We start from the raw sequence: 26,672 nt of genomic DNA on the forward strand, positions 1-26,672 counted from the left end.
TTTGACAGTAATTCCTAAATAGAAAAACGTTTATACCCTTATCTATGAGAAAAGTATGGTTATTGATCATTACTGGCTGTATTATGAATACAGCAGATGGTCAAATACTGACGAAGATAGCAGATAGTATCAGGATAAAAAATGGCATTCCGGAAATGAGTTATGCTATAATAGGCCCTACCAGCATCCTTGAATTACATACCAGTGGTCATCACAGGATAGACGATCCCAATACCAAAACACAGTCAGATATAAGGGACCTTTTTCATCTTGGTTCCAACACAAAAGCAGTTACTTCATTTATTGCGGCACTCCTTGTGGAAGAAAAAAAGATTAACTGGGATACCCGTTTCTTCGAGCTCTTTCCTACATGGTTATCAATGTCCAATCCGGCTTATGAGGATATTACCCTGGGAGATCTCCTGTCGCACCGGGCAGGCATACCTGCTTATACAGAAGGATCAGAATTTGCCGTACTTCCTATGTATGAAGGAGAAAAAGAACAACAGCGGAAAGAATTTGTGCAGCATGTATTGAGAAGTACACCACTGGGGCCCATCGGACAATCATATCATTATTCCAATGCAGGATATTCACTGGCAGCAGTAATGCTGGAAAAGGTGTCCGGCAAAACCTGGGAAGCTCTTGTTACAGACGTTATTGGTGAGCAACTGGGCATGCGGTTCAAATTCGGATGGCCTAATTCAAATAAGGATACAACACAACCTTTTGGACACTGGGTAGAAAACAACCGGATCAGGGCATTATTACCGGACAATCCTTACAAATTAAACCTTATCCAGCCGGGCACAGATCTCAGCATGCCGGTAACAGATTATGCCAAATTTGTACAACTGCACCTGAATGGATTGCTGGGGCAGGATAATGAACTGAAAGCGGATACTTATAAATTTATGCACTTTGGCCTGAAAGATTATGCAATGGGCTGGAATAATGGTCTGATAGGAGAAAAAACAGTTTCTTTTCATATTGGATCTGCAGGCACCTTTTATACTTATGCTTTAATAGACAGCGCGGAGAGAAGAGCCTATGTGATTATGATGAACTGTGCACATCCACTCGCAAAACAGGCAGCTACCATCTTCATGAATATCATGATGAAAACCAAAGTGGCTGATTAAATGATTACATATCTCCTTCAGAGACCAAAATTAAAATAGCCTGTATCGGTCTTCTGATACAGGCTATTTTTTTGTAAAAAAGTTTAACAATTCACCTTACTTGATCGCCTGTAATAAGTTACAGAATTCAAGTTTTTCATCGGACGTTAAGAAAACATTGGCTATTGTTTCATTAATCAAATCGCTGGTAAGCGAAAACTCATCGTACAGATCATGTTGCTCAACGCCATACTTTTTTGCTGTAGAAAAACGTACAGCAACAAGGATGTCTTTTGATGGTACTTTCTTTTCAACTAACAGCGGTCTGATAGAATATAACATTTCATTGTTAGCTGTTTCTATCTTTTTCCGGTAGTCTGTTTTGTTCCTCTTCGTAAAAAAATAACTGGTTACGAGAAAAACAATTAAAGAAAGTAACAATCCAATAATTGCTGTTAAAACAGTGTTGTTTTGTAATTGTTGCGTCATAGGTAAAAAGGTAAAGAACTCTTTAATACATTAAAAATATACACAATGTATGTACAAACTGTTTTATAAGAATTATATTTTTGGATGCAATATAGATGTTTTTCTATAGCAGAAATTTAACTACCTGGTTATCAATACACGACAGTATGGTGTTATCACTGATAAGTGTCACACATTATTTAATAAATGAGTACTTATACTTCACTTAAAGTTATTTTTTGTATTCCACAACAATCATCACCGGGAAGTGATCTGAAGGCTCCCTGGCAGTATATTTCTGCATAGAAACTTCTTTCGGAAAATTGCCGGTATTTGCAGTACTGTTATCCTCATTTTTATTCCGGTAGGTATCCGTCAGCACCCCGTATTTTTCCACCTTGAATTGTTTAGTCAGGAAGATATGGTCTATGCGACTATCTGTTTTACCATTAACATTAAAGGAGTTGAATGTACCGTTCAGTGCAAATCTGAAAGCAGCAGTTTCATAGGCATCTTTTAATATGCCGGAGTTATTGATCAACGCATAAGATTCATTGTTCTGATCAACGTTAAAATCGCCGGTTAAGATAACTGGAATATTTCCTGCCATCGCTTTCACTTTTGCAAGTACCAGTTTGGAACTTTCTGCGCGGGCCTGTACACCAACATGATCCATATGCAGGTTAAAGAAATAGAAGGTAAAACCTGTTTTAATATCACTGAATTTCCCCCATGAACAGATCCTTGGTAATACCGCATCCCATCCCTTGTTGGGCTTATCTGTAATAGTAGATAACCAGAAGTCCCCATTCTCCAGCAGCTTAAACTTTTCAGTGTTGTAAAAGATAGCAGAATGTTCACCCGCCTCTTTACCATCATCACGACCTACACCAATAAACGTAAATCCGGGCAGACTGTTTTTGATATCTCCCAACTGATGTCGCAAACATTCCTGCGTACCAAAAATATCAAATCCATGAAAGCGGATCATACCTGCTATTACCGGGTAACGCTGCTTCCAGCCATTGCCTTCTTCTTCATCGTCTTTATTATCATACCGCATGTTGTAAGTACCCACTGTTATCCTCTGCGCATCAGCAGCGGTGTAAGCCAGTAAGCCAAAACACACCACCCAAAAAAACCATCTTTTCATTTCTATTAAGTTTATTATGATTATAAAAGATAATACTTCCGCTATTGAACAATATTAATCTTTTTTTGTCCTACTGACATAGGGTTGTCACTTACCCTTCTTTTCTTTGTTATCAATAAAAACATACTACCATGGATATCATTAAAGCACTACTTAAAGAAATGGAACAGGAAGCTGAAACGACCCGTAAAATGCTTTCCATCATCCCCAACGACAAATATAGCTGGCAACCTCACCCCAAAAGCATGACCATTGAACAGCTATCCAATCACATTGCAGAATTACCATCCTGGGTTTCGATGACGCTGACTACAGATGAACTCGATTTCGCAAAGATCCCGTATACACCTGCAGGCATCAGTAATACTGCCGGTGTGCTGGAACTCTTCGAGAAATCATTTGTCGGGGGCAAAGCAGAACTGGAAAAGGCTACAGAAGCAGAACTGGAAAAGCCCTGGGTACTGCGTAATGGCGACTATATCATCAGCACATCCACCAAGGCAGAAACAATCCGGATGGCATTCTGCCAGACAGTTCACCACAGAGCACAGTTAGGAGTTTTTCTCCGCCTGCTGGACGTAGCTATTCCCGGTAGTTATGGACCAAGTGCAGACGAAGACAGCTCAGCATTTAAGGCATAAATAATTATCAGGACTGGCCACCGGTCAGTCCTGAATTTTTAAGTCGCAGGTTAAAGTGCCGGATTATATATTTGTATTACCTGCGCTCAATGGAAAATGAAACAAATAACATACAACGTAAAATCATCCATATAGATATGGATGCATTTTATGCATCCGTTGAGCAACGTGATAACCCTGAATACAGGGGCAAGGCAATAGTAGTAGGAGGCTCTCCCGAAGGCCGTGGTGGCGTGGTAGCAACCGCCAGTTATGAAGCCCGTAAATTTGGAATAAGATCTGCCATGCCATCAAAAAGGGCATTACAGCTTTGCCCGGAAGTTATTTTTGTAAGGCCCCGCTTTGATGCTTATAAGGAATCCTCCCGTAAGATCCGTGAAATATTCAGCCGCTATACAGACCTGATAGAGCCATTATCACTGGATGAAGCATTCCTGGATGTTACTACAGACAAATTGCAGATAGGCTCTGCCATAGAAATTGCCAAACAGATAAAACAGGCTATCAAAGATGAACTACAGCTAACTGCCTCTGCCGGTATTTCCGTTAATAAATTCGTTGCTAAAATTGCTTCTGATCTCAATAAGCCAGATGGCCTTACGTTTATAGGTCCCTCTGCGGTAGAAGAGTTTATGGAAAAACTACCGGTAGAAAAATTCTTTGGTGTAGGCAGAGTTACAGCAGATAAAATGAAACGGATGGGATTGCATACAGGAGCAGATCTCAAGAAATTATCTGAACAGGATCTTCGTCAGCACTTTGGGAAAGCTGGTGGTTTTTATTATAAGATAGTGAGAGGAATAGATACCCGCGAAGTACAACCTCATCGTGAAACCAAATCACTGGGCGCAGAAGATACCTTTGCCTACGATCTCACTACTATAGATGAGATGAATGCGGAACTGGATAAAATAGCTAAAACAGTACATGAGCGCTTGTTGAAATATGGATTAAAAGGCAGAACCATCACTCTGAAAATAAAGTACAGCGACTTTAAACAGATTACCCGTAATCAGTCATTCCCTCACCCTGTTAATGCTTTGGATATTATCATAAAAACAACACAACAATTACTGCTGTCTACTTATCCGGAAGATAAAAAGATCAGGTTACTGGGTATTTCTCTTTCTAATTTTAATGAAGTAACACTCCCACCGGAGAATAAGAATGGGCAATTATCACTGTTCGATGATATGTAGTTTCAAACAGGACTCAGAGATTTTGTAATTAGAGTTACATCGTGCTTGAAGCCATGTTTTCTTTTTCAAGCATAAAAACTCAAATGCAGCAAGCATCCTCATTAAATTTAGATACTTGCAGGAGATGATGTTTTATTTAAACGCTGTCCTGTATAACGCGAACGGTCACCAGTAGTTGGCCGGCATGCCGCATAGTATGTTCTGCGGCATGAAACAGTAAGCCCATTACAGTAGAAGGTAGTTGTTTACGACCTACTGTTCGTGCGTCCGTTAAAGTTTGTTCATCTGTCATTTTTAGTTTCGCTATAGCAGCTGCTATCTGGTCATCAAATTTATTTAATAACAGTCCCACGGATAACAACTCATCAGGCTGTCCTTCTGCGGCCAGGTATGCCAGTTGTTGATCAGAAAGCGCATGACCGGCAGCATAAGTCAATAAGCGGTCAAGTACGCCGGCCATATGCTGCAAATGAAATGCAACAGCCGCCACTCCGGCCGGTCGAAGCCAGAGTTGTGCATCAGAAAAATCAACCAGCAGTGCATGGATCTCTTCCTGTGCCTGCAATAATGTATGTGCTACGGGTTGCAGCAATGGGGAAATACCATCTACTGGTCCCCGCATCCATACTTCTGGCATATTAGTATGATTTTAATTTTAATACTACATGTTTAATATTTTGCCTGTTGTAGGTATAGGTAATATGTAGTAAGCCGTCTTTTGTCTGGATAACCGCCGGATAGCTGAATTCACCTTTGGGTTGTTTTTCCAGTTCATATACATCCTTCCAGTTTTCACCATCTTTAGAAACGGCTACACGAAGTTCATTACGACCATCAGACCAATCCGCTCCCATTTTAGCCGGATTATAGATCAATACCTGCAGTCCGTTTTGGGTTGTTACGGCATCAATACCTGAATTGGGGTTCATGATGGTTTGTTTTGTGAGCGGAGTCCATGTTTCGCCATTATCATCAGAGAATGTTTGTACTATCACATTTTGCCGGCTTCTGCACAACAGCTGCAACCGGTTGCCCGGCTGGAATAATGCAGCAGGCTGGATTACACCAAAGGTATCGCAATCTATAGCCACTTTCCGCCAGTTATGCCCGCTACTGTCTGACAATTCCACGTGGATATGCCATTGTTTTTCGTCTTTACTCTCAGTGCTGGAGGGGTGCAGGATATTTCCACTGGCCAGTTGTACCGGTTTATTCTTGATAGGGCCCAAAATCCCATCAGGCAGCTTCTCTTCTTTCGACCAGGTACGACCTTTATCAATACTGTATTTCATCAGTCCCCACCACTCCCTGGGAGACGGACCTACTTTATAGAACAGCAACAGTTTATTAGCCCTGGTGGTGATCAATACCGGGTTCCAGGCAGCATAGCGTATTTTTTCATCTATAATCCCTGTAGCTGCAATAGCAGGAGCAGACCATTTACCCTTTGTAAATACGGATGTATAGATACATACATCAGGAGCACTTTCCCGGCTGCCACCAAACCAGGAAGCCACCAGCTGGCCACCAGGCAGTTGAGTAATAGTAGATGCGTGAGCGGCAGGCACGGGAGGATGCTGCATCAGAAATTCCTGCTTTACAAGACTGGCAGTTGTTTGCGCCACGGAGGACATTAAACTGCCTGTTAAAATACACGACAATAATACTTTTTTCATAATCTGCTTAAATAGACAAGGCCACAAAGATAACGATGTCTCGCATTGTTATCTTTGTGGCCTTGTTCCCATCTAAATTATAAATCCTGCCTTATTATCTTTTTATATTATCAAGGTTGTGGTACATCCCAGAATATTTTCGCATCCCGGGTATCTTTTGCTTGTACGTCCTTGTAACTGGAGTTGTAAGAAATTTCACTTGCAGGATATCTAAATCTGGAAGGTGCACTTTCATATCCTGAAAGGGTAGAAGCATATGTTTTAGGGAACTTAGGATAATCAGTTCTGCGGGTTTCTGCCCATGCCTGAGGAGTTTGCGTGAATCCAAAATATAACCATTTCTGGTTCCATATCTTTTCCAGTTTCTCCTGTGTTGTACCTGTATACGCAATTGTTGGCTGGGCAATAAATGCGTCCACGTCAGCAGTAGATGGCTGTGTCAGAGCTTCTGCCTTGTTTGGATTCAGGTTATACATGAAATATAGAAATGCAATTGACTGACGAATACCTAATTCATAGTACTGTTGGGCCGATAATGAGCTTCCGACAGTACCCCAGCGTTCTACAGCTTCTGCCAGGAGGAAGTTAACTTCAGGAGCACTCATCATCACACCAGGTATCTTAGAGTTATAACGGTAAGTGGTAGAATCGAGAGTAGAAAAGGATGTAAGACTATCTAGCTGCGTTGTGCTACCCCAGTCGGCAGGCATTGCCCTATAAGTTTTATTTGGAATGAAAGCCTTGTTATCATCAGTTCTTCCAAATTTATCAAACATAAAAGGAATACGAGGGTCATTTGCAGGCAACATCAATGTATTCAGCATATAATCAGGTGCTGCATATGGCATTTTCAGGTCACCAAATGCGCTCGACAAATTATCCGTATAAACAGTTGTCTGCATCAGAAGTACATCCGTATTACCTGGATTATAATTATCTCCTACTCTATTACCATCTATCAGCAGGAATTGTTGATCCTGAGCTAATATCTGCTGTACAGCAGCTTTTGAAGTTGCTTCATCCACAAAAGAAGTACGCATCAGCAGACGTAATCTTAATGAATTTGCATATCTGCGCCATTTCACAATGTCACCATGATTCACATAATCCTGTACAGAAAAAGATGCCTTTGCACTGGAATTCAGGAATGCACTCGAAAAATAAGCCTGGCATTGAAACAACCCATTCATAATAGAATCATACAATTCTTTCTGACCATCGAACTTTGCATTGGTGATTGTATTCGATACGTCCAGACCGCCAGCTTCGGAGTAAGGAATATCTCCAAACATATCAACCATTTGTGAAGCCTGATCTAGTAACAAGGTGTACGCTGCCCAGGTAAATATCTCCACGTTTTCCTGCTCTGCACCTTGCGGAAGCGCATTATACAAACGCATAATAGTCCGGTATTGTGCCATAGGGCCGGAGCCAGAGTTATAATCACCCTGGTTATTTGTAAAGTTATTGGGAACGTAAAAATCATTCCAGCGTGACTGTACATAACCATCTGTCTGGCGGTATACAAACTGATCGTTAACACCAGTAATACTCTGGCTGTATACCCCGGTTTGAAGGAATTGGAGTGTACGCATATCCCAGTACTGGGGCCTAACCCTGTTATTATCCATCATACCCGAAAACAGTTTTTCAATGGTAGGATTGGTAGTTTTATCAGGATCGGTATACATATCTTCCAGTTGTTTCTTACAGCTGGACATAGCAACTGCCAGCAGAAGAACACAACCTATATTTCTCACTAGTTTTTTCATATAATAAAGTTTTTACAGATCATTTGTTTTTTCTTAGAAACTGGCATTTAAGCTAAACCCAAAACTGCGGGTAGCACCGGTAGACCCTTCATCAATCCCCTGTCTCATCCAGCTACCACCCAGTGGAGCTTCTGGATCCAGGTTCTTCATTGTTCTATAAACATACAGCAGGTTTCTGCCAATCAAAGAAACGCGAAGGTTCTGTAAATGCAGTTTGTTCGCAAATGATTTAGAAACATTATATCCCAATACAAGTTCGCGCAACTTAATATAGTTGTTCTTGTATACAGCGTGCATACCATCACCAGTTTCACCCCAGTTGGATGCATTCATGTAATAAGTAGCAGCCTGTATAATCTTGTCGTTTTTAGTCCCGTCGGCTTTAACCCCATCTACAATCACACCATCATGATAAACAGTAGCACCACCCGGAGCAGTACTGTTATGGCTATCCAGTTTTACAAAGACACCTGCAGCATTTACATAATAAGGAATACCACCATTATCAGCATCTCTATACTGCATTGTGCTCTTATACATACCGGCACCATATTGATATTTCTGCGGAGTAGAAACGATTTCACCACCAAAACGATAATCCAGCATAAAGTCCAGGAACAGGTTATGATAAGAGATTGTATTCGAGAATCCACCAACGATCTTTGGCAATACGTTACCAACTTTCTCATATTTGGTGTTATCAAATTGCATTATCCCATCACTGTTGATAATATCATTCCCTTTTGCATCTTTTACGCGGGGGAAGATATAGATGTTACCGATTGGCTGTCCTACTTCTGCTACAACATGTATGGATTGCTGATCGAAGTCTTTAAATACGATCTGGTTTACACCGGGAGCCAGTTCTTTTACACTGGAAGTGTTGAAGGCAAAGTTCAGGCGGGTGTTCCATTTAATTTTACGGGATACCGGGGTAGCATTGAAAGCTAATTCCAGACCTTTACTTTGCAGTTTTCCCACATTCGTGATCCTGGTAGTAGCACCATTACTTGCGGCAACGGCTAAACGCATTAACAGATCAGTAACCACGCTGTTGTAATAGGAGATATCTACACCAATCAGGCTATTGAACATTTTTGTTTCAATACCAAATTCGGTCTCCGTTTTCTTCTCAGACCGGAGGCTCTCGTTTCCGTAAGCGCTTTGTGGGATTAATACAGGAACAGAACCAGTAGTTGTTGGTAAAGGACGTTGTGTATAAGTTACGTTAGACTCAAATGCTGGAGGCGCATTACCCACCAGACCGTAAGAAGCACGTATTTTTCCGTAGTTGATAAACCTTGGCAGATGAAATGCTTCTGTCAGGATGAAACTCGTATTAACAGAAGGATAGAAATAGCTGTTATTTGCAAGAGGTAATGTAGAAGAGGTTTCCTGACGTGCAGTACCTTCTAAGAACAGGAAGCCTTTATAGCTCAGGTTCAGGATACCCAGATAAGCATACTTTATCAGACCACTACGTCTTTCAGAAGTAGACTGCTGGTTGTATGAGTTGTTGATACTAAACCAGTTTGCAGTAACCAAACCACCGCTGGTAGTAGAGCTCTGATCACTGAAAGTTTCTTTACGTGTCTGGTAACCACCGCTGATAGAGTATCCGAAATTCTTCATCGGATCGTTCGCGTAGGTCAGTAACACATCTCCGTATGTAATGCTGTAACGACCTTTGGCAACACCATAAAGACCAGTACTGTTGGTTACATTGAATGCAACAGGAATTGTGTTATACTGACGGGTTTCTGTATTCAGACTGGTAAAGTCATTACCAACTCTCGTACGGAATTTCAAACCTTTTGTTATGTCAACGTTTAAGGTAACACTTGAGAGCAAACGATCCTGCTTTTCAGTTTCATTGTTACGCAACTGGTCCCAAACGAAGTTAAGCGTCTCATATTTGGTACTATAAGCCAGTGCTTCGTCCGGATTCAGCTGAGTGTTATCATAAGGAACATATTTATATCCCTGAGAGGTTTTGTATTTATCAAATACAACCGCCATATCTTCTGCACGGCTAAAGAAACCACCAAAAGAGTTGAAAATGTTCATCATCTGCATTGGTCTGTTAACGATCCTGGTATTTACATACCCACCTACTACGTCCAGACTGATTTTGCTATGCAGTTTGATTGTACTGTTCAGGTTAAATGTATTACGCTGCTGAGCGCCACCTATCTGGATACCTTTGTAATCACTGCGGGTATATGAGAAACGGTAGTTCGCCTTATCATTCATATTCGAAAGGGATACATTCAAATTTGAATTGTATCCCTTCTGGAACATTTGTTTAAAGTTATCGGGTTGTGGTGAATAAGGATGCATTGAGCCATCCCACCAGGGAACCATCTGGCCATCCATTTTTGGCCCAAACTGCGCATAAGCGTTAAAGTTAGGGCGAACCGTACCATCAGTACCTACTGGTACCCAGCCATCTGCGCGTGCTTTGACAGACACATTATCAGATCTGCTGTAACCAGGTCCGTAAACATTCTGGTACTGGGGAGCGAAAGCAACTCTTTCCGCAGTAGCTGAGTAGTTTACGTCAACACCTAATCCCCGGCCTTTAACACCTTTTTTAGTAGAGATTACCACAACACCACTAGATGCATCTGAACCGTATAAAGCGGTAGCACTCGCACCTTTCAATACTGTTAAACTTTCGATATCCGTAGGGTTGATATCAAGGATACCATTACCACGGATACGGGAATCCTGCCAATAACCATCGGAGTTACCACCTTTACCTCCGGTTTCATTATTGTTCCTGATCTGTACACCATCCACTACGTATAATGGTTGTGTGTTATAGTTCAGTGAGTTAATACCACGGATCTGAACGTTCACCGCACTGGTAGCACCACCTGGAGCGGTGGTGATTTTAACACCAGCTGCCTTACCATATAAGGCAGAGGCGAAGTTGGTGTTACCAGAAGCATTGATCTGTTCAGAGGTTATAGTACTAACCGCATATCCCAGGGCTTTTTGTTCCCTTTTGATACCCAGTGCCGTTACAACAACTTCACTCATCATTTTTTCATTAGGCTGCAGGGTAATGTTAAGTGTGGTTTTGCCGGCCACAGGAATTTCCTGTGTCTTGAAACCAACATATGATATTACCAGTACGGCATCATCAGGAACACTGATGGTGAACGCACCATTTTCATCTGTAGTTACCCCTTCTGAGGTTCCTTTGATCTTTACCGAAGCTCCGATCAGTGTTTCACCTGTCTGGTCTAATACTTTACCTGTTATTTTAACAGCGTTAAGTCTTACTCCCGCAGGCATTATCACGATAAGGTTATTAGCCAGTTCCTGGTAAGTATACCCGGAATTGTCCAATATCATATCCATCACTGTAGAAATCTGTGCGTCCTTTACAGAGATATCCAGTTTGTTATTACTGGGGATATTCCTGTTGCTGAACATAAAACGGTAGTCACTCTGACTTTCTATAGTAGAGAGTACCTGTTTAAATTCTGCGGAACGGAGATTCAGTGTGATCTTGGTTTGAGAGGAAACATTAGCATTCACATTCAGATTCATTAAGAGAATGAATCCAAACGTCAATTTCATAATTAGCAATGGCTTTAGGAGCCCGTATGGGATCTTTACGCCCCTCGGGCGTAGGAAAAAATTCATAACTTAGATGTTAAAGGTGATTAAAGTATTTATAGGTAATAAGGCATCTTTCCACGAAGATTATGATGAGTAATCCCCATGTTTTTTTTAGTTGTCGCTTTCTTCTCCCATAGACAAAATTTTAAACGTTAATACTTTGTTTCTGGTGAAATGAAAGGGCAAATACATAGGTATTACATAGGTATTGGCATAGGATCTTCATCTCACTTTTCACGATTTATGAAAGGATATTTTTTACTGATTAATTACTTACTCCTCCCTCTTAGTATATTACTATCGTCGAATCTTCTATCCTGTAATTGAAATTCTCGGTCATGTGTAATGCATGCAATGCTTCTGCAATTGTTTCCCCCTCCAGTATTCCGGTAAATCTTAACTGCCTGGAACCTGTTGTGCTAAATCGGATGCTGATATTATACCACCGTTCCATTCTTTTTGCCAGGCTTTCGAAATCTTCGTCCTGGAACACCAGTTTATTTTGCAGCCATGATGTTTCCACAATCATAGTATCACGTTGCTGGAAATAAGTCATGGTTGTTAATGCAGGATATACATTTTTGACTGCCACCGACTTGGTTTTGGTCGAATCATGATTTACTGTATTATGCACGATCAGCTTCTGAGAAGGCTTCAGTACAATCCTTTCCGAAGGATTATCAGGTACTGTCACCTCAATAGCTCCCCTGAGCAATGTAGCCTCTGTAGAAGCCTCATTGGGGTATGATTTAATATTGAATGCTGTGCCCAGTACCTTTATATTCATATTTTCGGTATGAATGATAAAAGGCTTTTCAGCATCTTCATGTACATCAAAGAAAGCCTCCCCCGTTAAATATACTTCCCGGCTCTTTTCCGGGAAACTTTTAGCATATTCAAGTTTACTATCTGCATTTAAGGTAACCCGGGTACCATCTTCCATAATGAAAGTGGACTTTTCACCCTTTGCCGTTGACTTTGCAATCAATGTGCTGCGGTTACCGACATAAAAGAACACTGCACCTGCAGTAATCAGTAGCGCTACCGCGGCAGCTACTCCTGAAACCCAGCCAAGTCTTCTTACCCTGCCAACAGGTTCCATGAATGGTTCCATCTCTGCAATACCAGCCTCTTTCTCCAACTTATTGATGCGTGACTGCACATTCTCAAATAACTGCCTGCCATCAATATAGTCGTGATGATTCTGAGCCCAGTACATGCGGAACAGCTCATACTGTCTGGCGAAGACAGTATCCTCACTCATGATATGTTGCAGTTCCTGGCCTTCTTGCGGTGAGATGTCACCTGCCAGGTCCTTAATAACAATTTCAAAAAAACGTTCGCTCATTGTCCGATGGAATAACCCTTTGTATATAGGACAACTTTTAAGAGGCGATATGCGTACAAGCTTTAAAAAAAAATTTAACATATACATCGGGAACCTAATTACTCATAAATATTAACAATATAAGCAATGTGGTAGTTATATTATCTGGAGCCGTGTTTCCTTTCTTTGTCAGATAGGGATCCATGGCTTTTGTCATCTTTTTCATGGCACGCATCATTTGTGTATGAACCGTGCGGGGAGAAATGTTCAGAATTTCAGCTACTTCCTTGTATTTCATGCCGTTCTCTTTGATCAGCCGGAAAATAATCCCGCATTGCTTTGGTAAGGATGCAATTGCCTGATCCATTTTGAAAAGCAGCTCTTTCTTTTCTAGTTCCATCTCGGGAGAGGCACTGTTTATGAGCTGAGATCCCCCTGAATGATCGTCAATATTGACGATTTGCATGCTGGAAAAGCGCTTATTATAGTTCAGGGCATGGTTCTTAACTGCAATAAAAAGATAGGTTTCTGGCTTCAGAACCTGCCTCATCTGTGCCCTGTCCATCCAGCATTTCACAAAAACATCAGAAACAATCTCTTCTGCAACTTGTTGATAATGAACATACAATGTGCAAAATTTAATGAGTTTGGGGTTTAATTCATGGAATAAAACCTCAAATGATTTAGAGTCGCTATCAACAGTGATGCGCTCCCATAGATCATTTATATTAACCTCTTTTTGCATTCTAAATTTTCATTATATTTCAGACGGCAATGTAATAAAAGTATATGTCAAATAAAAATAATAAATCTTTCTGGATTAATTATTTATAATATATATTATCTACGATAAACAATGAAAAAGAGATATATAAATGAAAAAAAAGAGAAAGGGCGATATGCTGAAATACAACATATCGCCCTTTCTCGATTTATTTCTTTTCCCTATCTCCTTTCCCCGTTCTCCATTGTCATGATATCCCTGTCAAAAAGATACAAACCACTTTTATCATCCCCTATCAGCTCCAGCTTGTCATTACACTCCCTGGCCAAACGCTCTTCTTCAATTTGTTCATTTACATACCATTGCAGAAAATTATGCGTGGCATAGTCCTTTTCCTGCAAAGACATATCTACCAGCTCATTAATCCCTTCACTCACTTTTACCTCATGGGCAAACAATTCTTCAAAAGCCTGTTTCAGGGAAACGAAAGTTAACACCGGTTGTTTTAATGCCGGCACAATGGCAAAACCTCCCCGCTCATTAATATAGTGGATCAACTTCAGCATATGCATCCTTTCTTCGTCACTATGTTTAAAGAAAAATTTAGTAACTCCTTTTAAACCAGGCTGTATGTCGGCCCAACTACCCATTGCCAGATAGGCCTGTGAGGATTGCGCTTCCATTACTACCTGTACATTCAGTGCTTCCTGCATTCTTTGTGATAACATATATTCGCGTTTTTTAGGGTAAAGATATGAACGTCATAAATTTAGCTAAATAATTACTACTTTAGGAAATCTTCACGGCTGGGATTAAACACGTCTATCAATACTCCCGCTTCCAGACAAATAACCCCGTGTACTGTATCCGGAGGTACATAAAAAGCATCTCCTGCCCTGAGCACCTTCTTTTGTCCGTCTATCTGTACTTCAAAAGCTCCACTTTCCACATGAGAGATCTGGGAATGATAATGTTCATGCAGCATTCCCACTGCTCCCTGTTCAAAATCAACTCTTACCAGCATCAGGTGTTCATTATATGCCATTACTTTGCGGCGAATACCCGGATCTGGAAATTCCCATGTAATGTCTTTATCCTCAATAAATATGGCAGATTCTTTTCCCATGGTCTAATTATTAAAAAAAGCCGCCCCTTGGTCGGAAGCGGCTTTCTATAAAGGTGAATATACTATTAGTTAGGTAATATTTCAGCCAGTTTCTTGTCCAATGCTTCCCCTCTGAGATTCTTGGCAACAATCTTACCCTGAGGATCCAGCAGGAAGTTCTGAGGTACTGCTCTTACTCCATACAGCTTGGCTACTGCATTATCCCAGAATTTCAGATCAGAAACATGTGTCCATGTCAGATTATCTTTATTGATAGCCTTTAACCAGGCGTCACGGCCGGTCGACTGATCAAGGGATACACTTAATATAGTGAACTGTTTGGATTTGTATTTATTGAAGGCTGCTACTACATTCGGATTTTCTGCACGGCAGGGACCACACCATGAAGCCCAAAAGTCAATCAGTACATATTTACCCCTGAAATCTTTTAAATTCACAGGCTTGCCCAATGTATCATTCTGTGTAAACCCAGGTGCTTCTGCTCCTATGGACGTATTTTTCCAATTAGTTATCAGGGTAGCATACTCTTTCCCTTTCCTGCTGCTTTTTACGTCAGGAGATAATTTGCCAAAGATGGAATCCAGTTCTTTCAGGTTGTCTGGTACACCACCGGCATAACGCTGCAATGCATCCAGACTGATGATAGATTTCGGATTTGCTTTTATATATTCCAGGTAAACTTTTTTCTCATCACTACGGATTGCCTGACTTTTCGCTTCAATACTTTTCTGAAACTCTTCCGTTTGACGGTTAGCTTCGGGAGTAGCCATATACTCGGCATACAGTGCCATATTCTTCGCTTCTACCGGCTTTAATGCAGTTGTCAGGCGCTGATTGTCAGCATTGACAGGAGAACCGCTAAATGTAGCCTTACCCAGTGAATCCGGGCTGTTCAGCGTAATCGTTCCTTTTTCTACATAAAAGATGATAGCATCCCTTTCATTGGGGTTAGGATTAGGCACCACATGCTGCAATATCAGCATGGCCTGGGTAGGACCATCTGTAATGCCCTTAAACTCGAATATACCATTCTTCAGTTCTACAGAATCCTTTACTTCTATACCATCATTACGATACCTCAGGAGGAGTTTTGCAGGGGCATTCAGGCTACCGATCTTACCCTTCAGCACAAAATCGCCCTTCTGGGCAAAAAGTACTGCGGGAAACAGCAGGAGAGAAAAAAGCAGTGTCTTTTTCATGTTGGTTCAGATTTTTTCGTTGTAGCTTAAAAATACCACAATTTAATGAAGTAGAACGTCCATCCATACAGGCACTCTCACCATTCATCCACCGTCTATTCAATGCCCAGGTCTTTCTGAATTTCTTCCAGTGAGCGCCCTTTTGTTTCCGGCATAATCTTCCAGATGAAGAGTAATTGCAACAACATCATCACGCTATAGAACACAAAAGAATAAAATCCACCATGTGCACTACCTTCCACAATTACAGGGAACGTCCAGGAAATAATAGCAGCCATAATCCAATGGGTAAAACTACCCAGGGAACCGCCTTGTGAACGGACAGAATTAGGAAATATTTCGGAGATAAACACCCAGATAACTGCACCCTGCGAGAAGGCAAAGAAGGCTATAAATCCAATAAGGTAGATGAGTACATTACTGTTAGCTGTATTGATATCCCTGAAAGCATAAGCAGTGAGCCCAAGAAATACAATCATACCAATAGAACCTATCAGCATCAGCGTTTTACGGCCAAACTTATCTATCACTGTCATAGCCAGCAAAGTAAACAACAGGTTGGCGGCTCCTATATACACGGGTTGCAGATAAGCAGCACTCTTGTCAAAACCTGCCATTTCAAAAATACGGGGAGCATAATACAAAATAGCATTGATCCCTGATAATTGATTGAACATCGCCAGCAATACTGCATACAACACAGGTTTCATATATCTTTTCTGAAAGAGAGATTCCTGATGAGCTTTTACAGATTCGCGGATGGCACGCACAGCACCGGGTACATCTTTTTCTTCCAGCTTGTTCATTACTGGTATCGCCTCTGCTTCCCGGTTGTTCAGAATAAGCCAGCGGGGACTTTCAGGAATCGTACGCAGCAAAATCCAGAACAGTCCGGCTGGAATTACCATGATACCCAGCATCCAGCGCCAGGAGTTATCACCCAAATCTACAAACAGGAAGTTGGTGAGATAAGCAATGAAAATCCCTCCCACAATATTCAGCTGGAAAGAACCAGCCAGCCGGCCTCGTAAATGTGCAGGAGCTATTTCAGAGATGTACATTGGGCCTACTACTGAAGAAGCACCTACTGCAATACCTCCGGTAAAACGGAAAAATACAAATAACAGCCATGTGGAAATGGAAGCACAGCCGATGGCAGACAACAAATAAATAATAGCGATGGTAAGTAGTACTTTTTTACGGCCATATATTTTTGCAGGTGTACCTACGATTAATGACCCAAGTACCGTACCAATAAGACTGGAGGCGACGGTAAAGCCATGCCAGAATGAGTTTAACAACCATAATTGCTCTATCGTTTTATCCGCGCCGGATATCACCGCCGTTTCAAAACCAAATAAGAAACCGCCTATCGCTGCGATTAATGCTATTCTAACAGGGTAAGAGAACATGTTTAAGGATTGATTGATGTTATTGTATGGAATATTCCGTGGATGTTACGTGGATCGTTTTAATGTTTATTTATCGCCGAAAAAATTAAACATAAAAAACTACATATACAATAACTGATTATATTTTCTCCTCTTATAAAAAGAAAAGCCAGTCTTTTCAGACCGGCTTCAAAAACTTTTTAACTTTAAACAAAAAGGTTAATACGGACTGTAGAAATCCAGTGTATAACCTGCCTGATTAGTGTAAATACCCAACTGTACACCGGAAATATTTAATGATGCTTTCATACCGGTAGCAAGGTACACACTATTGCCAGTAGCAGTGAAACCGTAAGAGCCAACTGAAACATTACTTGAATTGTAGAAAGTAATAGAAGAAGGTATCTGACCACTTCCGGAAATAGAGTAAGTCATTATACCCTGAGAAGTTTGGACATCACCCGTTAAAGGCCATGACGAAATAGTTAATGGTGCTTTAAGAACTTTGTGTGTACGGTGATTAACAACCGTAAAGCTGGACATTGAGAAAAACGTGCATACTAATGCAAAGGATAACAGTGCTTTCATTTGATGGGATTGTGGGTTGGGTTTAAAATTATATCATACTAAATGTATAATTATTTCTTCGTTTATGCTTAATTTATTTTGTCTGTTTTAAATCCATCTATAAAAAAAGGTTGGCCTTTAACAGACCAACCTTTATACAAGATCAAACAAAATTATTTCGATAATTCTGTAAATTCTTCTTCAGATAATTCGATGTTTGCAGCCGCCATATTTTCCTTCAGATGCTCCAATGATTTAGTGCCAGGAATCAGCAGAATATTGGCAGATCTTTTCAGTAACCAGGCCAATGCTATCTGCGATGTTACAGCTCCATGTTTAGCCGCTATTTTGTTAATCTTATCTGCCAGTTTATCCGGGCCGGAAGCAAGCGGATACCAGGGAATAAATGCCATATTACGCTTTGCAGTGTAATCCACAACCTCTTCCCATTGCCTGTTACCCAGATTGTATAAATTCTGCACAGATACAATAGGCAATATTTTCTCAGCCTGCTCTATCTGTGTAATGTTTACCTCAGATAAACCCACATATCTGATCTTACCTGCTTTCACAGCTTCCACTACAGGAGCAAGCGTTTCTTCTACCGGCACCTTCGGATCAAAACGATGCAATTGCCACAGATCTATTGTATCCACTTTCAGGCGTTTCAAACTACCTTCTATATTTTCGCGGATAAACGCCGGCGTTCCATTAGCTATCCATTGACCAGGACCGGGACGTTCAAAACCTCCTTTGGTAGCAATCACCACATCCTTTTTATAAGGATACAAAGCATCTGCTATCAGCACTTCATTGGTTTTAGGACCATATGCTTCAGCTGTATCAATAAAATTCACGCCTTGCTCAACAGCTTTTTGCAATACTTTTTTCGCATTCTCACGATCAGCTACATCTCCAAATACACCAGTTCCGGTTAACTGCATTCCTCCATAACCAAGACGATTGATTTCAAGCTGACCTCCTAATTTAAATGTCAACGATTGTTTAGTTTTCATCTTTAAGCAATTAAGTTTAAAAAATCCTTTCAGCTACTGCTGCATTATACATGCCAAAGGTTATTTAATTGCCCGTAATTCCTCATTACTAATTTTAAAGATAGTTCCATGACGGATGCCAGTGGGCAAACTGATCTTATCAGACACATCTTTCCAGTGTTCCAGATCTGTAGACATAATGGCACCATAACGATGATCCGTATACCGGTCAAAATACACCAGCCACTCCTTGCCCAATTGCAATGTTGTAGGACCTTCTGCCCAGTATTTCCCGGTAATGGGAATGCCAGCTTTGCTATAAGGACCTGTAAGTTTGTCACTGTATGCAAGTCGCAGGTTTTTCTGTGCCGGTTCTATCGTCTCATCCTTCATTACCATCATGAATTTTTTGCCTGCTTTTACAATAGTCGCATCAATCACATTAAATCCTGGATCGTACAAAAGTTGAGTGGGCGTATACGTTTTAAAATCTTTGGTGGTAACATAATACAACCTGTGGTTGTAACCACTCTCCTTTCCGGAAGCGGTTTCCTGGTATTTACCGGTAATAGTGGTAGCCCAGTAAATCATGTAGGTACCGGTTTTCTTATCATAAGTAATTTCAGGAGCCCAGCAGTTTCGTGCACCGGCTTCCTGGTCCATTACTGGCAAGTATTCCTGCTGCGACCAGTGAATCAAATCTTTTGAACTGGCATGTCCGATTCCCTTATCATTCCAGCTAACAGTCCATACCATATGAAACAGTCCATCTCCACCCCTGATGATACAGGGATCACGCATCAGTTTATCATTACTGACCGTAGGAGTCAGAAAGGACTGATCATTTTTTAAGGCTGTCCACTTATACCCATCTTTACTATAAGCCAGGTGTAGCCCGTCTTCACCATTTCCTCTGAAATAAGCAAACACATACACATTCTGCGCGGTAGCAGAAAATATGGTAATGAAGATGGCCAGTATACTTAAGAAACTTCTTTTCATGTACTAAAGTTACTTTTCAAAAACATATAATTTACCTTTTTGTGCCTGCACATCATATAGAAAAGTAGCAGGCAATGTAAGCGGTTGTACTTTTGCAGGATTCACAACAAGGGGTTGAGCAACAACAGGTGTCTGATAGAATGGATTAGGATTATCTCCTGAAGCTTCTTTCAGTGCCACACCAGCGGATTTCAACTTATTCGGCACACGCAGACGGCAGTTACCATCCAGGTTAGCTTTGATAATTAATTTCACTACCTGCCCATCTTTCCACTCAAGCTCCATAATTTCAAATCCTCCCCTGGCACGTAATCCTTTAATGCTTCCTTTTCCTGCCCATGCTGCCGGTAAGGCAGGTAATAATTGAATAGCCCCATCATAGCTCTGCATCAGCATTTCTGTGATACCGGAAGTACATCCAAAGTTACCATCTATCTGAAATGGAGCATGTGCATCAAACAGGTTGGTGTAAGTACCTCCACCTTTTTTACCTACAGGCATTAACTGGTTCGTGATTAATTTCAATGCATGTTCACCATTTAGTAAACGTGCCCACCAGTTTACTTTCCAGCCCATACTCCAGCCGGTAGATACATCTCCGCGTTGCAATAAAGTTGTATTCGCTGCACTGTATAATGCAGGTGTACGATAGGGAGAAATCTGTGAAGAAGGAAACAATCCATATAAGTGTGAGATATGACGATGATGATCTTCCGGATCATCGAGATCATGCAGCCATTCCTGTAGTTGCCCATATTGCCCTATCTGCATAGGAGGCAGACGTTTGCGGATCATTTTCAATGTGTCGGTAAACGCAGCATCCTTCTTTAATATTTCTGCTGCATTAATAGCCGCACTTAACATATCAAATACAATCTGGTTGTCCATTGTGGTGCCTGCATCAAAAGAAACTCCTGGTCTTTCTTTAGGTGCATTTTCAGGAGAAGTGCCGGGATTGATGACAAGCCATTTATGTGTAGGTTCTTCCTGTAAGTCATCTACAAAAAACATTGCAGCACCTTTGATGGCAGGATATACATCCGCTAAATATTTCTGATCTCCGTTATACAGATATTTCTCCCATAGATGCTGACTTAACCATGCCCCTCCCATACTCCAGATACCATGAAAAACTTTATCTACCGGCCCTGTGATACGCCACAGGTCTGTATTATGATGCGCTACCCATCCTCTTGCACCATATACTGTCCGTGCTGTTCCCTGCCCGGTGACAGACAACTCTTTTACCATCTGGATCAAAGGTTGATGCATCTCCGGCAGGTTGTCTTTTTCTGCCGGCCAGTAGTTCATTTCTGTATTGATGTTGATGGTGTATTTACTATCCCATGGTGGTAACATTTCACCATTCCAGATGCCCTGTAAATTGGCTGGTTGTCCGCCGGGTTGTGAACAGGAGATCAACAGATAACGGCCAAACTGGAAATACAATGCCACGAACTGCGGATCATTCACTTTTGAAAAATTCAGCAGTCGTTCATCTGTGGGCGCATTGGCAGCATCAGTTGTTCCCAGATCTATTTGCACCCGGTTAAAATAATGCTGGTATGCAGCTATATGTTCCTTTAATAATTGCGGATATGGTTTAGTTGGGAGATAACTTACCGCACGTTTTACAGCATCTGCACTCAAATCATGATAGTTCACATAATTAGTAGCGATGGAAATATAGATGAGCGCTGTCGTGGCATGACTAACACTCACAGCAGTATCGGTAGTGGAAATCTTTCCATCAGGGGTGGTGATTCTCGCAATACCATGAAAGTTCACCTTTCCTTCCACGCCTTCATGACTGCCAGTAGTACCATTCACTACAAGGTCTTTACCATTGGCCTTGATAGTAGCATTCTTCTGCGGTGTAGACAAGTAAGCATTAAAAGTCAATGTTCCCGGCTGACTGCTCGTTAGTCTTACAATGATACACTGTGCAGGAACAGAGGCAAAAACTTCTCTTTTATAATGCACCCCTGCTACAGTGTAGGTAGTGGTTGCTATTGCCTTTTCAATATCCAGTTCACGGTAATAATCTGTGTAGTTTTCATGACCGGGAAAAATGATGTTCAAATTGCCCACCGGCTGAAACATTTGCCCCATTGAGGTACGGCTCTGTATTTTTTGTCCTGCAATGTCCTGTGCTTCTTTCTGTTTGCCGGCAAAGATTAGTTTTCTTATTTCCGGTAATGCCGCCAGAGCATCGGGGTTATCATTACGATTAGGACTACCGGTCCATACGGTTGATTCATTCAACTGTATCCTTTCCATGCCGGGATTACCAAACACCATACCACCAAGGTGGCCATTACCAACTGGCAATGCGGCTGTCCACGTATCTCCGGCGGGCTGCCGGTACCATAACTTCAGGGGTTGTTGTGCAAATGTTTTCAGCGTGAGCAGACTCACGAACAGAAGGGTTAATTTTTTCATAAATGGAATTATTTCGGGTAAGCAGGGGACTCAATCCTGCTTACCTGTTATATTTTTCGTTTCATTAATAAACAGTATTATTCCGGATTATTTTTAATTGATAAATATTTCCGGAATAATAATTTCGACCTGTCAGTATTATTTTACACAATATAATTATCCTGCTATTTATTACTTAGCACCGGAATATTTTCCGGTTACTAGGCTAATTCATCAATGAGTACAACATCCCATGATTTTAATGATTTACCTACCTGTAATACACCTGTAGTACTAGCAAGGATTTGTTCTTCTCTCACAGCCATTGCCATCTGTTGCAAAGTATGCGCCTGTTCTTTTGTTGGCACTTCCGGACTGCCGGCATCTTTCCAGGAATGTACAGCATTTCCATTATCACGATCCAGTATTTCTACATTAAAGCGCGCATCAGGATGCACGTTTGTCAATTTTAAATTAAAGGCACGCTCTTCTCCCATATTCAGTATCTGCTCTGGAGCACCAGTTGGTACTGTCCTTATACCAGTCGGGTAATTATACACGATTGCAGTGATCCTTTTGGAATCTTTATGACGTGTTATTACAATCCCATCTTTATTATATAGCATTTCATCGCCCAGTAAATGCAGCAGACGATAAGCATGAAACGATGGTTTAGGAATACCCTGATTGTTCAACAATCCAACACCGCCATGAAAAGCATCACCAGCCCCGGTTTCATCATATCCATCTGTGAATGATGTATAAGCAAGAGAATCTACCAATCCTATACAATCTGCATTTACCCGGATGATATAAGCCGCTGCCGGTAAACTATCATGCATAACATCGCGGGGGCTTGCACTGGAATTCCATTCTGTCAGATGAATTTCTGCCTGGGGAAATGCACTCTTGCGTACCACTCCGTTCAACCATTGCAGATCTTTTAATGTAGCATCCACCTCTCTTGCCATACCAGCATCAGTTGGATAAGGATGAAGAGACACAAAATCCAATGCTAATTTTTCAGTAGCACAATAAGCCAGGAACTCTTCTATCCACGGGCCTTTACCATCAGCACCAAAACTGCTGGTAGCAGGGCCGCCTACACGCAGACGGGGAGAAACTGCTTTTATTGCCTGTACCGATGTTTTATACAGTTCAAAGTATTGTGCTTTGGTACCTTCCCACCAGTTGTGCTGATCCGGTTCATTCCACACTTCAAAATACCAGGTGCTTACCTCTTCAATCCCCCAGCGTTCTATACAATGTTTTGCAAAACCAGTCATCATATCGCCCCACTTAACTAATTCTGAGGGTGCCATTACGTGTGCTTTCCACCAGAACTGGGTGCTCTGACTGCCCGCTATTTCTTTTGGGAAAACACTTAACTCTACGAAAGGCTTCACACCTGATTTTAACATCTTATCGTACAGTTCATCTACATATTGCCAGTTGTATACTGTAGTTCCATTATTGCTTTTAAACACATACATGTCATCATGGAATATTCCATGACAACGGCTATATTCAAATCCACACTGTTTCTTGCTAAACTGTAACTGCTCCAGCCAGGTAGCACGTAATCCTTCACTTGCCCTGCCTCCACCTACAGTTTTACTCCAGAAATGAGTAAAAGGCTTCCCCGGTGCCTTCCCATCAATAATAATTGGTTCCCATAATGTATTTCCTTTCATCATCCCAGGCAATAGCGCAGTACCTGCAGCTGTAATAAATGCCTGCTTTAGAAAACGTCTTCTTTCCATGATATATATAGGGTTCTTTTAAAACTACTGTGCCTCATCCCTGATTTGCAACCGGACTGTTTTCCATAATTAATACCGCAGTACGGCATAGGAATAGTGCTGATTATTTAATACCAAAATATGCGAATAATATATTACAATGTTACAGCTTTTTCTGAAAGTTGCAAACGTTTGCACAAGTCATTGATAACTACTAACATATAATAGAAATTCACTACAGTTCCTAAATTACTTAATTCATTCAATAAATTCAACATATTTATCAACCTATTTGCAAAATATTTTACAATTGATTGATTTACAACAAGCGTACGATATTAAGTATTTCAAGTATCACTTATTTTAGAGTAGAATTACTTTCCTAACTGATCGATCAGCCCGGTATCAGATAATACGGATTCGGGACATATATTGTCACTTTGTCGCAGGATAAAAAACACTTTGCCAGATTCCCTGTAGTAATGACAGGAGGGGGCATGCAATTTGCTAATCCTATTAAAAGACTTTCCATGGAAAAACGAATACTGGGCATCATCCTCACATTACTAGGAGTGGCCGGTCTTATCCTGTCGGCTGTTAACTTCCTGAATAGCAGTGGTGCGGAGAGAAGTGTAAAGACAATTATCGTCTTCTCCATTCTCGGTGCTATCTTCTTCTTTGCGGGCATTGGCCTGATCCGGAATACCAAAGATAAACCATCCTGATAATGGTGTAGTTTTTGCGCACACTGCGGCATGAAGATTTTCTGGAACTATATGCGGCCCCATCGCTGGCTGATATTATTGTCAATGCTGCTGGCCGGAACGGGTCAGATCATGACAATGATAGACCCGATGATCTTTGGAAAGATCATTGATAATTATGCGCTACATCCGGATGGCAGACCGGAAAAAGAACTGGTAAAGGGTGTATCTTTCTGGCTGACCGTAGCAATAGCGGTAGCCATGGTGGCCAGACTGGCAAGGTCTCTCCAGGATTTCGTTATGCGTAAGATCGTACAGCGCTTTGGTATGCAGGTTTTCAATGATGGTCTCAAACAAACCCTCCGCTTATCTTTCCAGGAATTTGAAGAACAACGTAGTGGAGAAACTGTAGCGCTGTTACAGAAAGTGCGAACAGATACTGAACGGTTCATTAATTCCTTTATCAATATTCTTTTTTCTTCTGCTGTAGGAATTGGCTTCCTGATATGGTATGCTATCAATAAACACTGGGCGCTGGTGCCCGTATTCTTTTTTGGTGTAGTAGTTCTGGGAACACTTACCGGGATGCTTAGCCGCAAAATGAAAAAAATCCAACGGGCCATCAACAAAGAAACACTGAAGATGTCCGGCTCCATTACAGAGTCCCTCCGGAATATTGAACTGGTGAAAAGCCTGGGATTGACATTCCCCGAAATACGCCGCCTGCGCACCTTTACGCGAAATATTTATGATCTGGAAATGACGAAAGTAAAGCAGGTACGCACTCTTTCCTTTCTGCAGGGCACTACACTCAACCTCTTACGGCAATCTATCCTGTTCATCCTGCTTTGGCTCATTTTCCATAAAGTATTAAGTACCGGAGAACTGATCACCATGCAGTTCATCTCCACTACCATTTTCATTCCTTTACAGGATCTGGGTAGTATCATCCTGTTTTACAGGGAAGCTGAAGGCTCCCTCCAATTGTTTGACCAACTGATGAAGAAACCTGTGGAAGAACGCCCTGCCAGTCCGATAGAACTGGGTTTGCTGGACAGGATCCACTTTTCCGATATCGTTTTCCGGCATCAAACGGCCACACAGAATGCACTGGATGGGATCAGCTTCAATGCAGGGATGGGCGATACGGTGGCTTTTGTTGGCCCTTCCGGATCCGGAAAATCCACACTAGTAAAATTGCTGTTAGGCTTGTATCAACCGGTTTCGGGCGAGATCTATTTCAATGATATTCCGTCCAGTGAGATCCGGTATAACCAATTGCGCCGGCAAATAGGATTCGTATCTCAGGATACCCAATTGTTTGCAGGAACAATCCGGGATAACCTCCTGTTCGTGAAAGCAGATGCTACTAATGAAGAAATGATTGAAGCCTTGAATAAGGCATCCTGCACACAATTACTTGCCCGTTCTCCCAATGGTCTTAATACCGTACTGGGAGAAGGAGGATTAAAATTATCCGGTGGAGAAAAACAACGGATCTCCATTGCACGGGCACTGATACGTCACCCACGGCTTCTTATCTTTGATGAAGCCACATCTGCACTCGATTCCCTTACAGAAGAAGCTATTACCGATACGGTACGTAATATCTCCGCCCGCAGGGAACAAATCAATATCCTTATTGCTCACCGGCTGTCCACGATCATGCATGCAGATACAATTTATGTACTGGAAAAAGGGAAAGTTGTGGAAACGGGTAGCCACAGCGAATTATTGGAAATAAAGGGCCTCTATTATGCCATGTGGAGACAACAAATAGGCGAACGTAGAAATATCCCGACAAACTGATT

22 protein-coding genes are annotated in these 26,672 nt (G+C 41.5%); 5 read left to right on the forward strand and 17 right to left on the reverse strand.

The annotated features are described in order from the left end of the window. Positions 1-44: 44 nt before the first annotated feature. Positions 45-1,142 (forward strand): serine hydrolase domain-containing protein, encoded by a 1,098-nt coding sequence (locus BM176_RS04345; protein WP_090099906.1) that lies wholly within the window; start codon positions 45-47, stop codon positions 1,140-1,142. Positions 1,143-1,238: 96 nt separating this feature from the next. Here BM176_RS04345 and BM176_RS04350 read toward each other — a convergent pair whose 3' ends face one another. Continuing rightward, on the reverse strand, positions 1,239-1,610 hold the full coding sequence (locus BM176_RS04350; protein ID WP_090099908.1) for a hypothetical protein: 372 nt from the start codon (positions 1,608-1,610) through the stop codon (positions 1,239-1,241). 211 nt (positions 1,611-1,821) lie between these two features. Continuing rightward, positions 1,822-2,742, reverse strand: a complete 921-nt coding sequence (locus BM176_RS04355; RefSeq protein ID WP_090099910.1) for an endonuclease/exonuclease/phosphatase family protein — start codon at positions 2,740-2,742, stop codon at positions 1,822-1,824. 131 nt (positions 2,743-2,873) lie between these two features. Here BM176_RS04355 and BM176_RS04360 point away from each other — a divergent pair, with 131 nt between their 5' ends. After that, positions 2,874-3,383 carry a DinB family protein gene (locus BM176_RS04360; protein ID WP_090099912.1) on the forward strand — a complete coding sequence of 170 codons (510 nt, stop codon included), beginning with the start codon at positions 2,874-2,876 and terminating at the stop codon, positions 3,381-3,383. 89 nt (positions 3,384-3,472) lie between these two features. Then, positions 3,473-4,582, forward strand: a complete 1,110-nt coding sequence (dinB, locus tag BM176_RS04365; protein WP_090099914.1) for a DNA polymerase IV — start codon at positions 3,473-3,475, stop codon at positions 4,580-4,582. Positions 4,583-4,718: 136 nt separating this feature from the next. On the opposite strand, the gene BM176_RS04370 is transcribed toward dinB, so the two are convergent. The 15 genes from BM176_RS04370 to BM176_RS04440 all read right to left on the reverse strand — a co-directional run bounded on the left by BM176_RS04370 (position 4,719) and on the right by BM176_RS04440 (position 24,178). After that, entirely contained in the window at positions 4,719-5,219 is a 501-nt protein-coding gene (locus tag BM176_RS04370; protein WP_090099916.1) for a DinB family protein, read from the reverse strand. A 1-nt stretch (position 5,220) separates the two neighbouring features. Beyond that, positions 5,221-6,258 carry a sialidase family protein gene (locus BM176_RS04375; protein WP_090099918.1) on the reverse strand — a complete coding sequence of 346 codons (1,038 nt, stop codon included), beginning with the start codon at positions 6,256-6,258 and terminating at the stop codon, positions 5,221-5,223. Positions 6,259-6,368: 110 nt separating this feature from the next. Continuing rightward, positions 6,369-8,030: a SusD/RagB family nutrient-binding outer membrane lipoprotein gene (locus tag BM176_RS04380; protein WP_090099920.1), complete on the reverse strand. Its 1,662-nt coding sequence runs from the start codon at positions 8,028-8,030 to the stop codon at positions 6,369-6,371. A 33-nt stretch (positions 8,031-8,063) separates the two neighbouring features. After that, on the reverse strand, positions 8,064-11,621 hold the full coding sequence (locus tag BM176_RS04385) for a SusC/RagA family TonB-linked outer membrane protein (RefSeq protein WP_090099922.1): 3,558 nt from the start codon (positions 11,619-11,621) through the stop codon (positions 8,064-8,066). A gap of 328 nt (positions 11,622-11,949) precedes the next feature. After that, positions 11,950-13,011 carry a FecR family protein gene (locus BM176_RS04390; protein WP_177230294.1) on the reverse strand — a complete coding sequence of 354 codons (1,062 nt, stop codon included), beginning with the start codon at positions 13,009-13,011 and terminating at the stop codon, positions 11,950-11,952. A gap of 94 nt (positions 13,012-13,105) precedes the next feature. After that, positions 13,106-13,735, reverse strand: coding sequence for an RNA polymerase sigma-70 factor (locus tag BM176_RS04395; RefSeq protein WP_090099926.1), 630 nt, complete (start codon positions 13,733-13,735; stop codon positions 13,106-13,108). Between the two features lie 200 nt (positions 13,736-13,935). Next, positions 13,936-14,442, reverse strand: coding sequence for a ferritin (locus BM176_RS04400; protein ID WP_090099928.1), 507 nt, complete (start codon positions 14,440-14,442; stop codon positions 13,936-13,938). Between the two features lie 56 nt (positions 14,443-14,498). Continuing rightward, positions 14,499-14,840 carry a cupin domain-containing protein gene (locus tag BM176_RS04405; RefSeq protein ID WP_090099930.1) on the reverse strand — a complete coding sequence of 114 codons (342 nt, stop codon included), beginning with the start codon at positions 14,838-14,840 and terminating at the stop codon, positions 14,499-14,501. A 65-nt stretch (positions 14,841-14,905) separates the two neighbouring features. Continuing rightward, a complete protein-coding gene (locus tag BM176_RS04410; RefSeq protein ID WP_090099932.1) occupies positions 14,906-16,039 on the reverse strand; it encodes a TlpA disulfide reductase family protein in 1,134 nt (377 codons plus the stop codon). Between the two features lie 95 nt (positions 16,040-16,134). After that, positions 16,135-17,451 carry a sugar porter family MFS transporter gene (locus BM176_RS04415; RefSeq protein ID WP_090099934.1) on the reverse strand — a complete coding sequence of 439 codons (1,317 nt, stop codon included), beginning with the start codon at positions 17,449-17,451 and terminating at the stop codon, positions 16,135-16,137. Positions 17,452-17,649: 198 nt separating this feature from the next. After that, positions 17,650-18,018, reverse strand: coding sequence for a hypothetical protein (locus tag BM176_RS04420; RefSeq protein WP_143097704.1), 369 nt, complete (start codon positions 18,016-18,018; stop codon positions 17,650-17,652). Between the two features lie 152 nt (positions 18,019-18,170). Next, a complete protein-coding gene (locus BM176_RS04425; RefSeq protein ID WP_090099938.1) occupies positions 18,171-19,013 on the reverse strand; it encodes an aldo/keto reductase in 843 nt (280 codons plus the stop codon). Between the two features lie 60 nt (positions 19,014-19,073). Beyond that, complete coding sequence (locus BM176_RS04430) at positions 19,074-19,994, reverse strand: glycoside hydrolase family 43 protein (protein ID WP_090099940.1); 921 nt, start codon at positions 19,992-19,994, stop codon at positions 19,074-19,076. A 9-nt stretch (positions 19,995-20,003) separates the two neighbouring features. Further along, positions 20,004-22,436: a glycoside hydrolase family 95 protein gene (locus tag BM176_RS04435; RefSeq protein WP_090099942.1), complete on the reverse strand. Its 2,433-nt coding sequence runs from the start codon at positions 22,434-22,436 to the stop codon at positions 20,004-20,006. Positions 22,437-22,636: 200 nt separating this feature from the next. Then, on the reverse strand, positions 22,637-24,178 hold the full coding sequence (locus tag BM176_RS04440; RefSeq protein WP_218162144.1) for a GH39 family glycosyl hydrolase: 1,542 nt from the start codon (positions 24,176-24,178) through the stop codon (positions 22,637-22,639). A 509-nt stretch (positions 24,179-24,687) separates the two neighbouring features. Here BM176_RS04440 and BM176_RS04445 point away from each other — a divergent pair. Together BM176_RS04445 and BM176_RS04450 are read left to right on the forward strand one after the other, a co-directional pair. After that, a complete protein-coding gene (locus tag BM176_RS04445) occupies positions 24,688-24,882 on the forward strand; it encodes a hypothetical protein (protein ID WP_090101634.1) in 195 nt (64 codons plus the stop codon). Positions 24,883-24,912: 30 nt separating this feature from the next. After that, positions 24,913-26,670, forward strand: coding sequence for an ABC transporter ATP-binding protein (locus BM176_RS04450; protein ID WP_090099944.1), 1,758 nt, complete (start codon positions 24,913-24,915; stop codon positions 26,668-26,670). Positions 26,671-26,672: the final 2 nt, after the last annotated feature.

Source organism: Chitinophaga sp. CF118, from assembly GCF_900112615.1.
Classification (GTDB): domain Bacteria; phylum Bacteroidota; class Bacteroidia; order Chitinophagales; family Chitinophagaceae; genus Chitinophaga.

Coding starts and splice junctions, on each gene's coding strand:
- BM176_RS04345 (WP_090099906.1), top strand. CDS start 45: ATGAGAAAAGTATGGTTATTGATCATTACTGGCTGTATTATGAATACA.
- BM176_RS04350 (WP_090099908.1), bottom strand. CDS start 1,610: ATGACGCAACAATTACAAAACAACACTGTTTTAACAGCAATTATTGGA.
- BM176_RS04355 (WP_090099910.1), bottom strand. CDS start 2,742: ATGAAAAGATGGTTTTTTTGGGTGGTGTGTTTTGGCTTACTGGCTTAC.
- BM176_RS04360 (WP_090099912.1), top strand. CDS start 2,874: ATGGATATCATTAAAGCACTACTTAAAGAAATGGAACAGGAAGCTGAA.
- dinB (WP_090099914.1), top strand. CDS start 3,473: ATGGAAAATGAAACAAATAACATACAACGTAAAATCATCCATATAGAT.
- BM176_RS04370 (WP_090099916.1), bottom strand. CDS start 5,219: ATGCCAGAAGTATGGATGCGGGGACCAGTAGATGGTATTTCCCCATTG.
- BM176_RS04375 (WP_090099918.1), bottom strand. CDS start 6,258: ATGAAAAAAGTATTATTGTCGTGTATTTTAACAGGCAGTTTAATGTCC.
- BM176_RS04380 (WP_090099920.1), bottom strand. CDS start 8,030: ATGAAAAAACTAGTGAGAAATATAGGTTGTGTTCTTCTGCTGGCAGTT.
- BM176_RS04385 (WP_090099922.1), bottom strand. CDS start 11,621: ATGAAATTGACGTTTGGATTCATTCTCTTAATGAATCTGAATGTGAAT.
- BM176_RS04390 (WP_177230294.1), bottom strand. CDS start 13,011: ATGAGCGAACGTTTTTTTGAAATTGTTATTAAGGACCTGGCAGGTGAC.
- BM176_RS04395 (WP_090099926.1), bottom strand. CDS start 13,735: ATGCAAAAAGAGGTTAATATAAATGATCTATGGGAGCGCATCACTGTT.
- BM176_RS04400 (WP_090099928.1), bottom strand. CDS start 14,442: ATGTTATCACAAAGAATGCAGGAAGCACTGAATGTACAGGTAGTAATG.
- BM176_RS04405 (WP_090099930.1), bottom strand. CDS start 14,840: ATGGGAAAAGAATCTGCCATATTTATTGAGGATAAAGACATTACATGG.
- BM176_RS04410 (WP_090099932.1), bottom strand. CDS start 16,039: ATGAAAAAGACACTGCTTTTTTCTCTCCTGCTGTTTCCCGCAGTACTT.
- BM176_RS04415 (WP_090099934.1), bottom strand. CDS start 17,451: ATGTTCTCTTACCCTGTTAGAATAGCATTAATCGCAGCGATAGGCGGT.
- BM176_RS04420 (WP_143097704.1), bottom strand. CDS start 18,018: ATGAAAGCACTGTTATCCTTTGCATTAGTATGCACGTTTTTCTCAATG.
- BM176_RS04425 (WP_090099938.1), bottom strand. CDS start 19,013: ATGAAAACTAAACAATCGTTGACATTTAAATTAGGAGGTCAGCTTGAA.
- BM176_RS04430 (WP_090099940.1), bottom strand. CDS start 19,994: ATGAAAAGAAGTTTCTTAAGTATACTGGCCATCTTCATTACCATATTT.
- BM176_RS04435 (WP_090099942.1), bottom strand. CDS start 22,436: ATGAAAAAATTAACCCTTCTGTTCGTGAGTCTGCTCACGCTGAAAACA.
- BM176_RS04440 (WP_218162144.1), bottom strand. CDS start 24,178: ATGGAAAGAAGACGTTTTCTAAAGCAGGCATTTATTACAGCTGCAGGT.
- BM176_RS04445 (WP_090101634.1), top strand. CDS start 24,688: ATGGAAAAACGAATACTGGGCATCATCCTCACATTACTAGGAGTGGCC.
- BM176_RS04450 (WP_090099944.1), top strand. CDS start 24,913: ATGAAGATTTTCTGGAACTATATGCGGCCCCATCGCTGGCTGATATTA.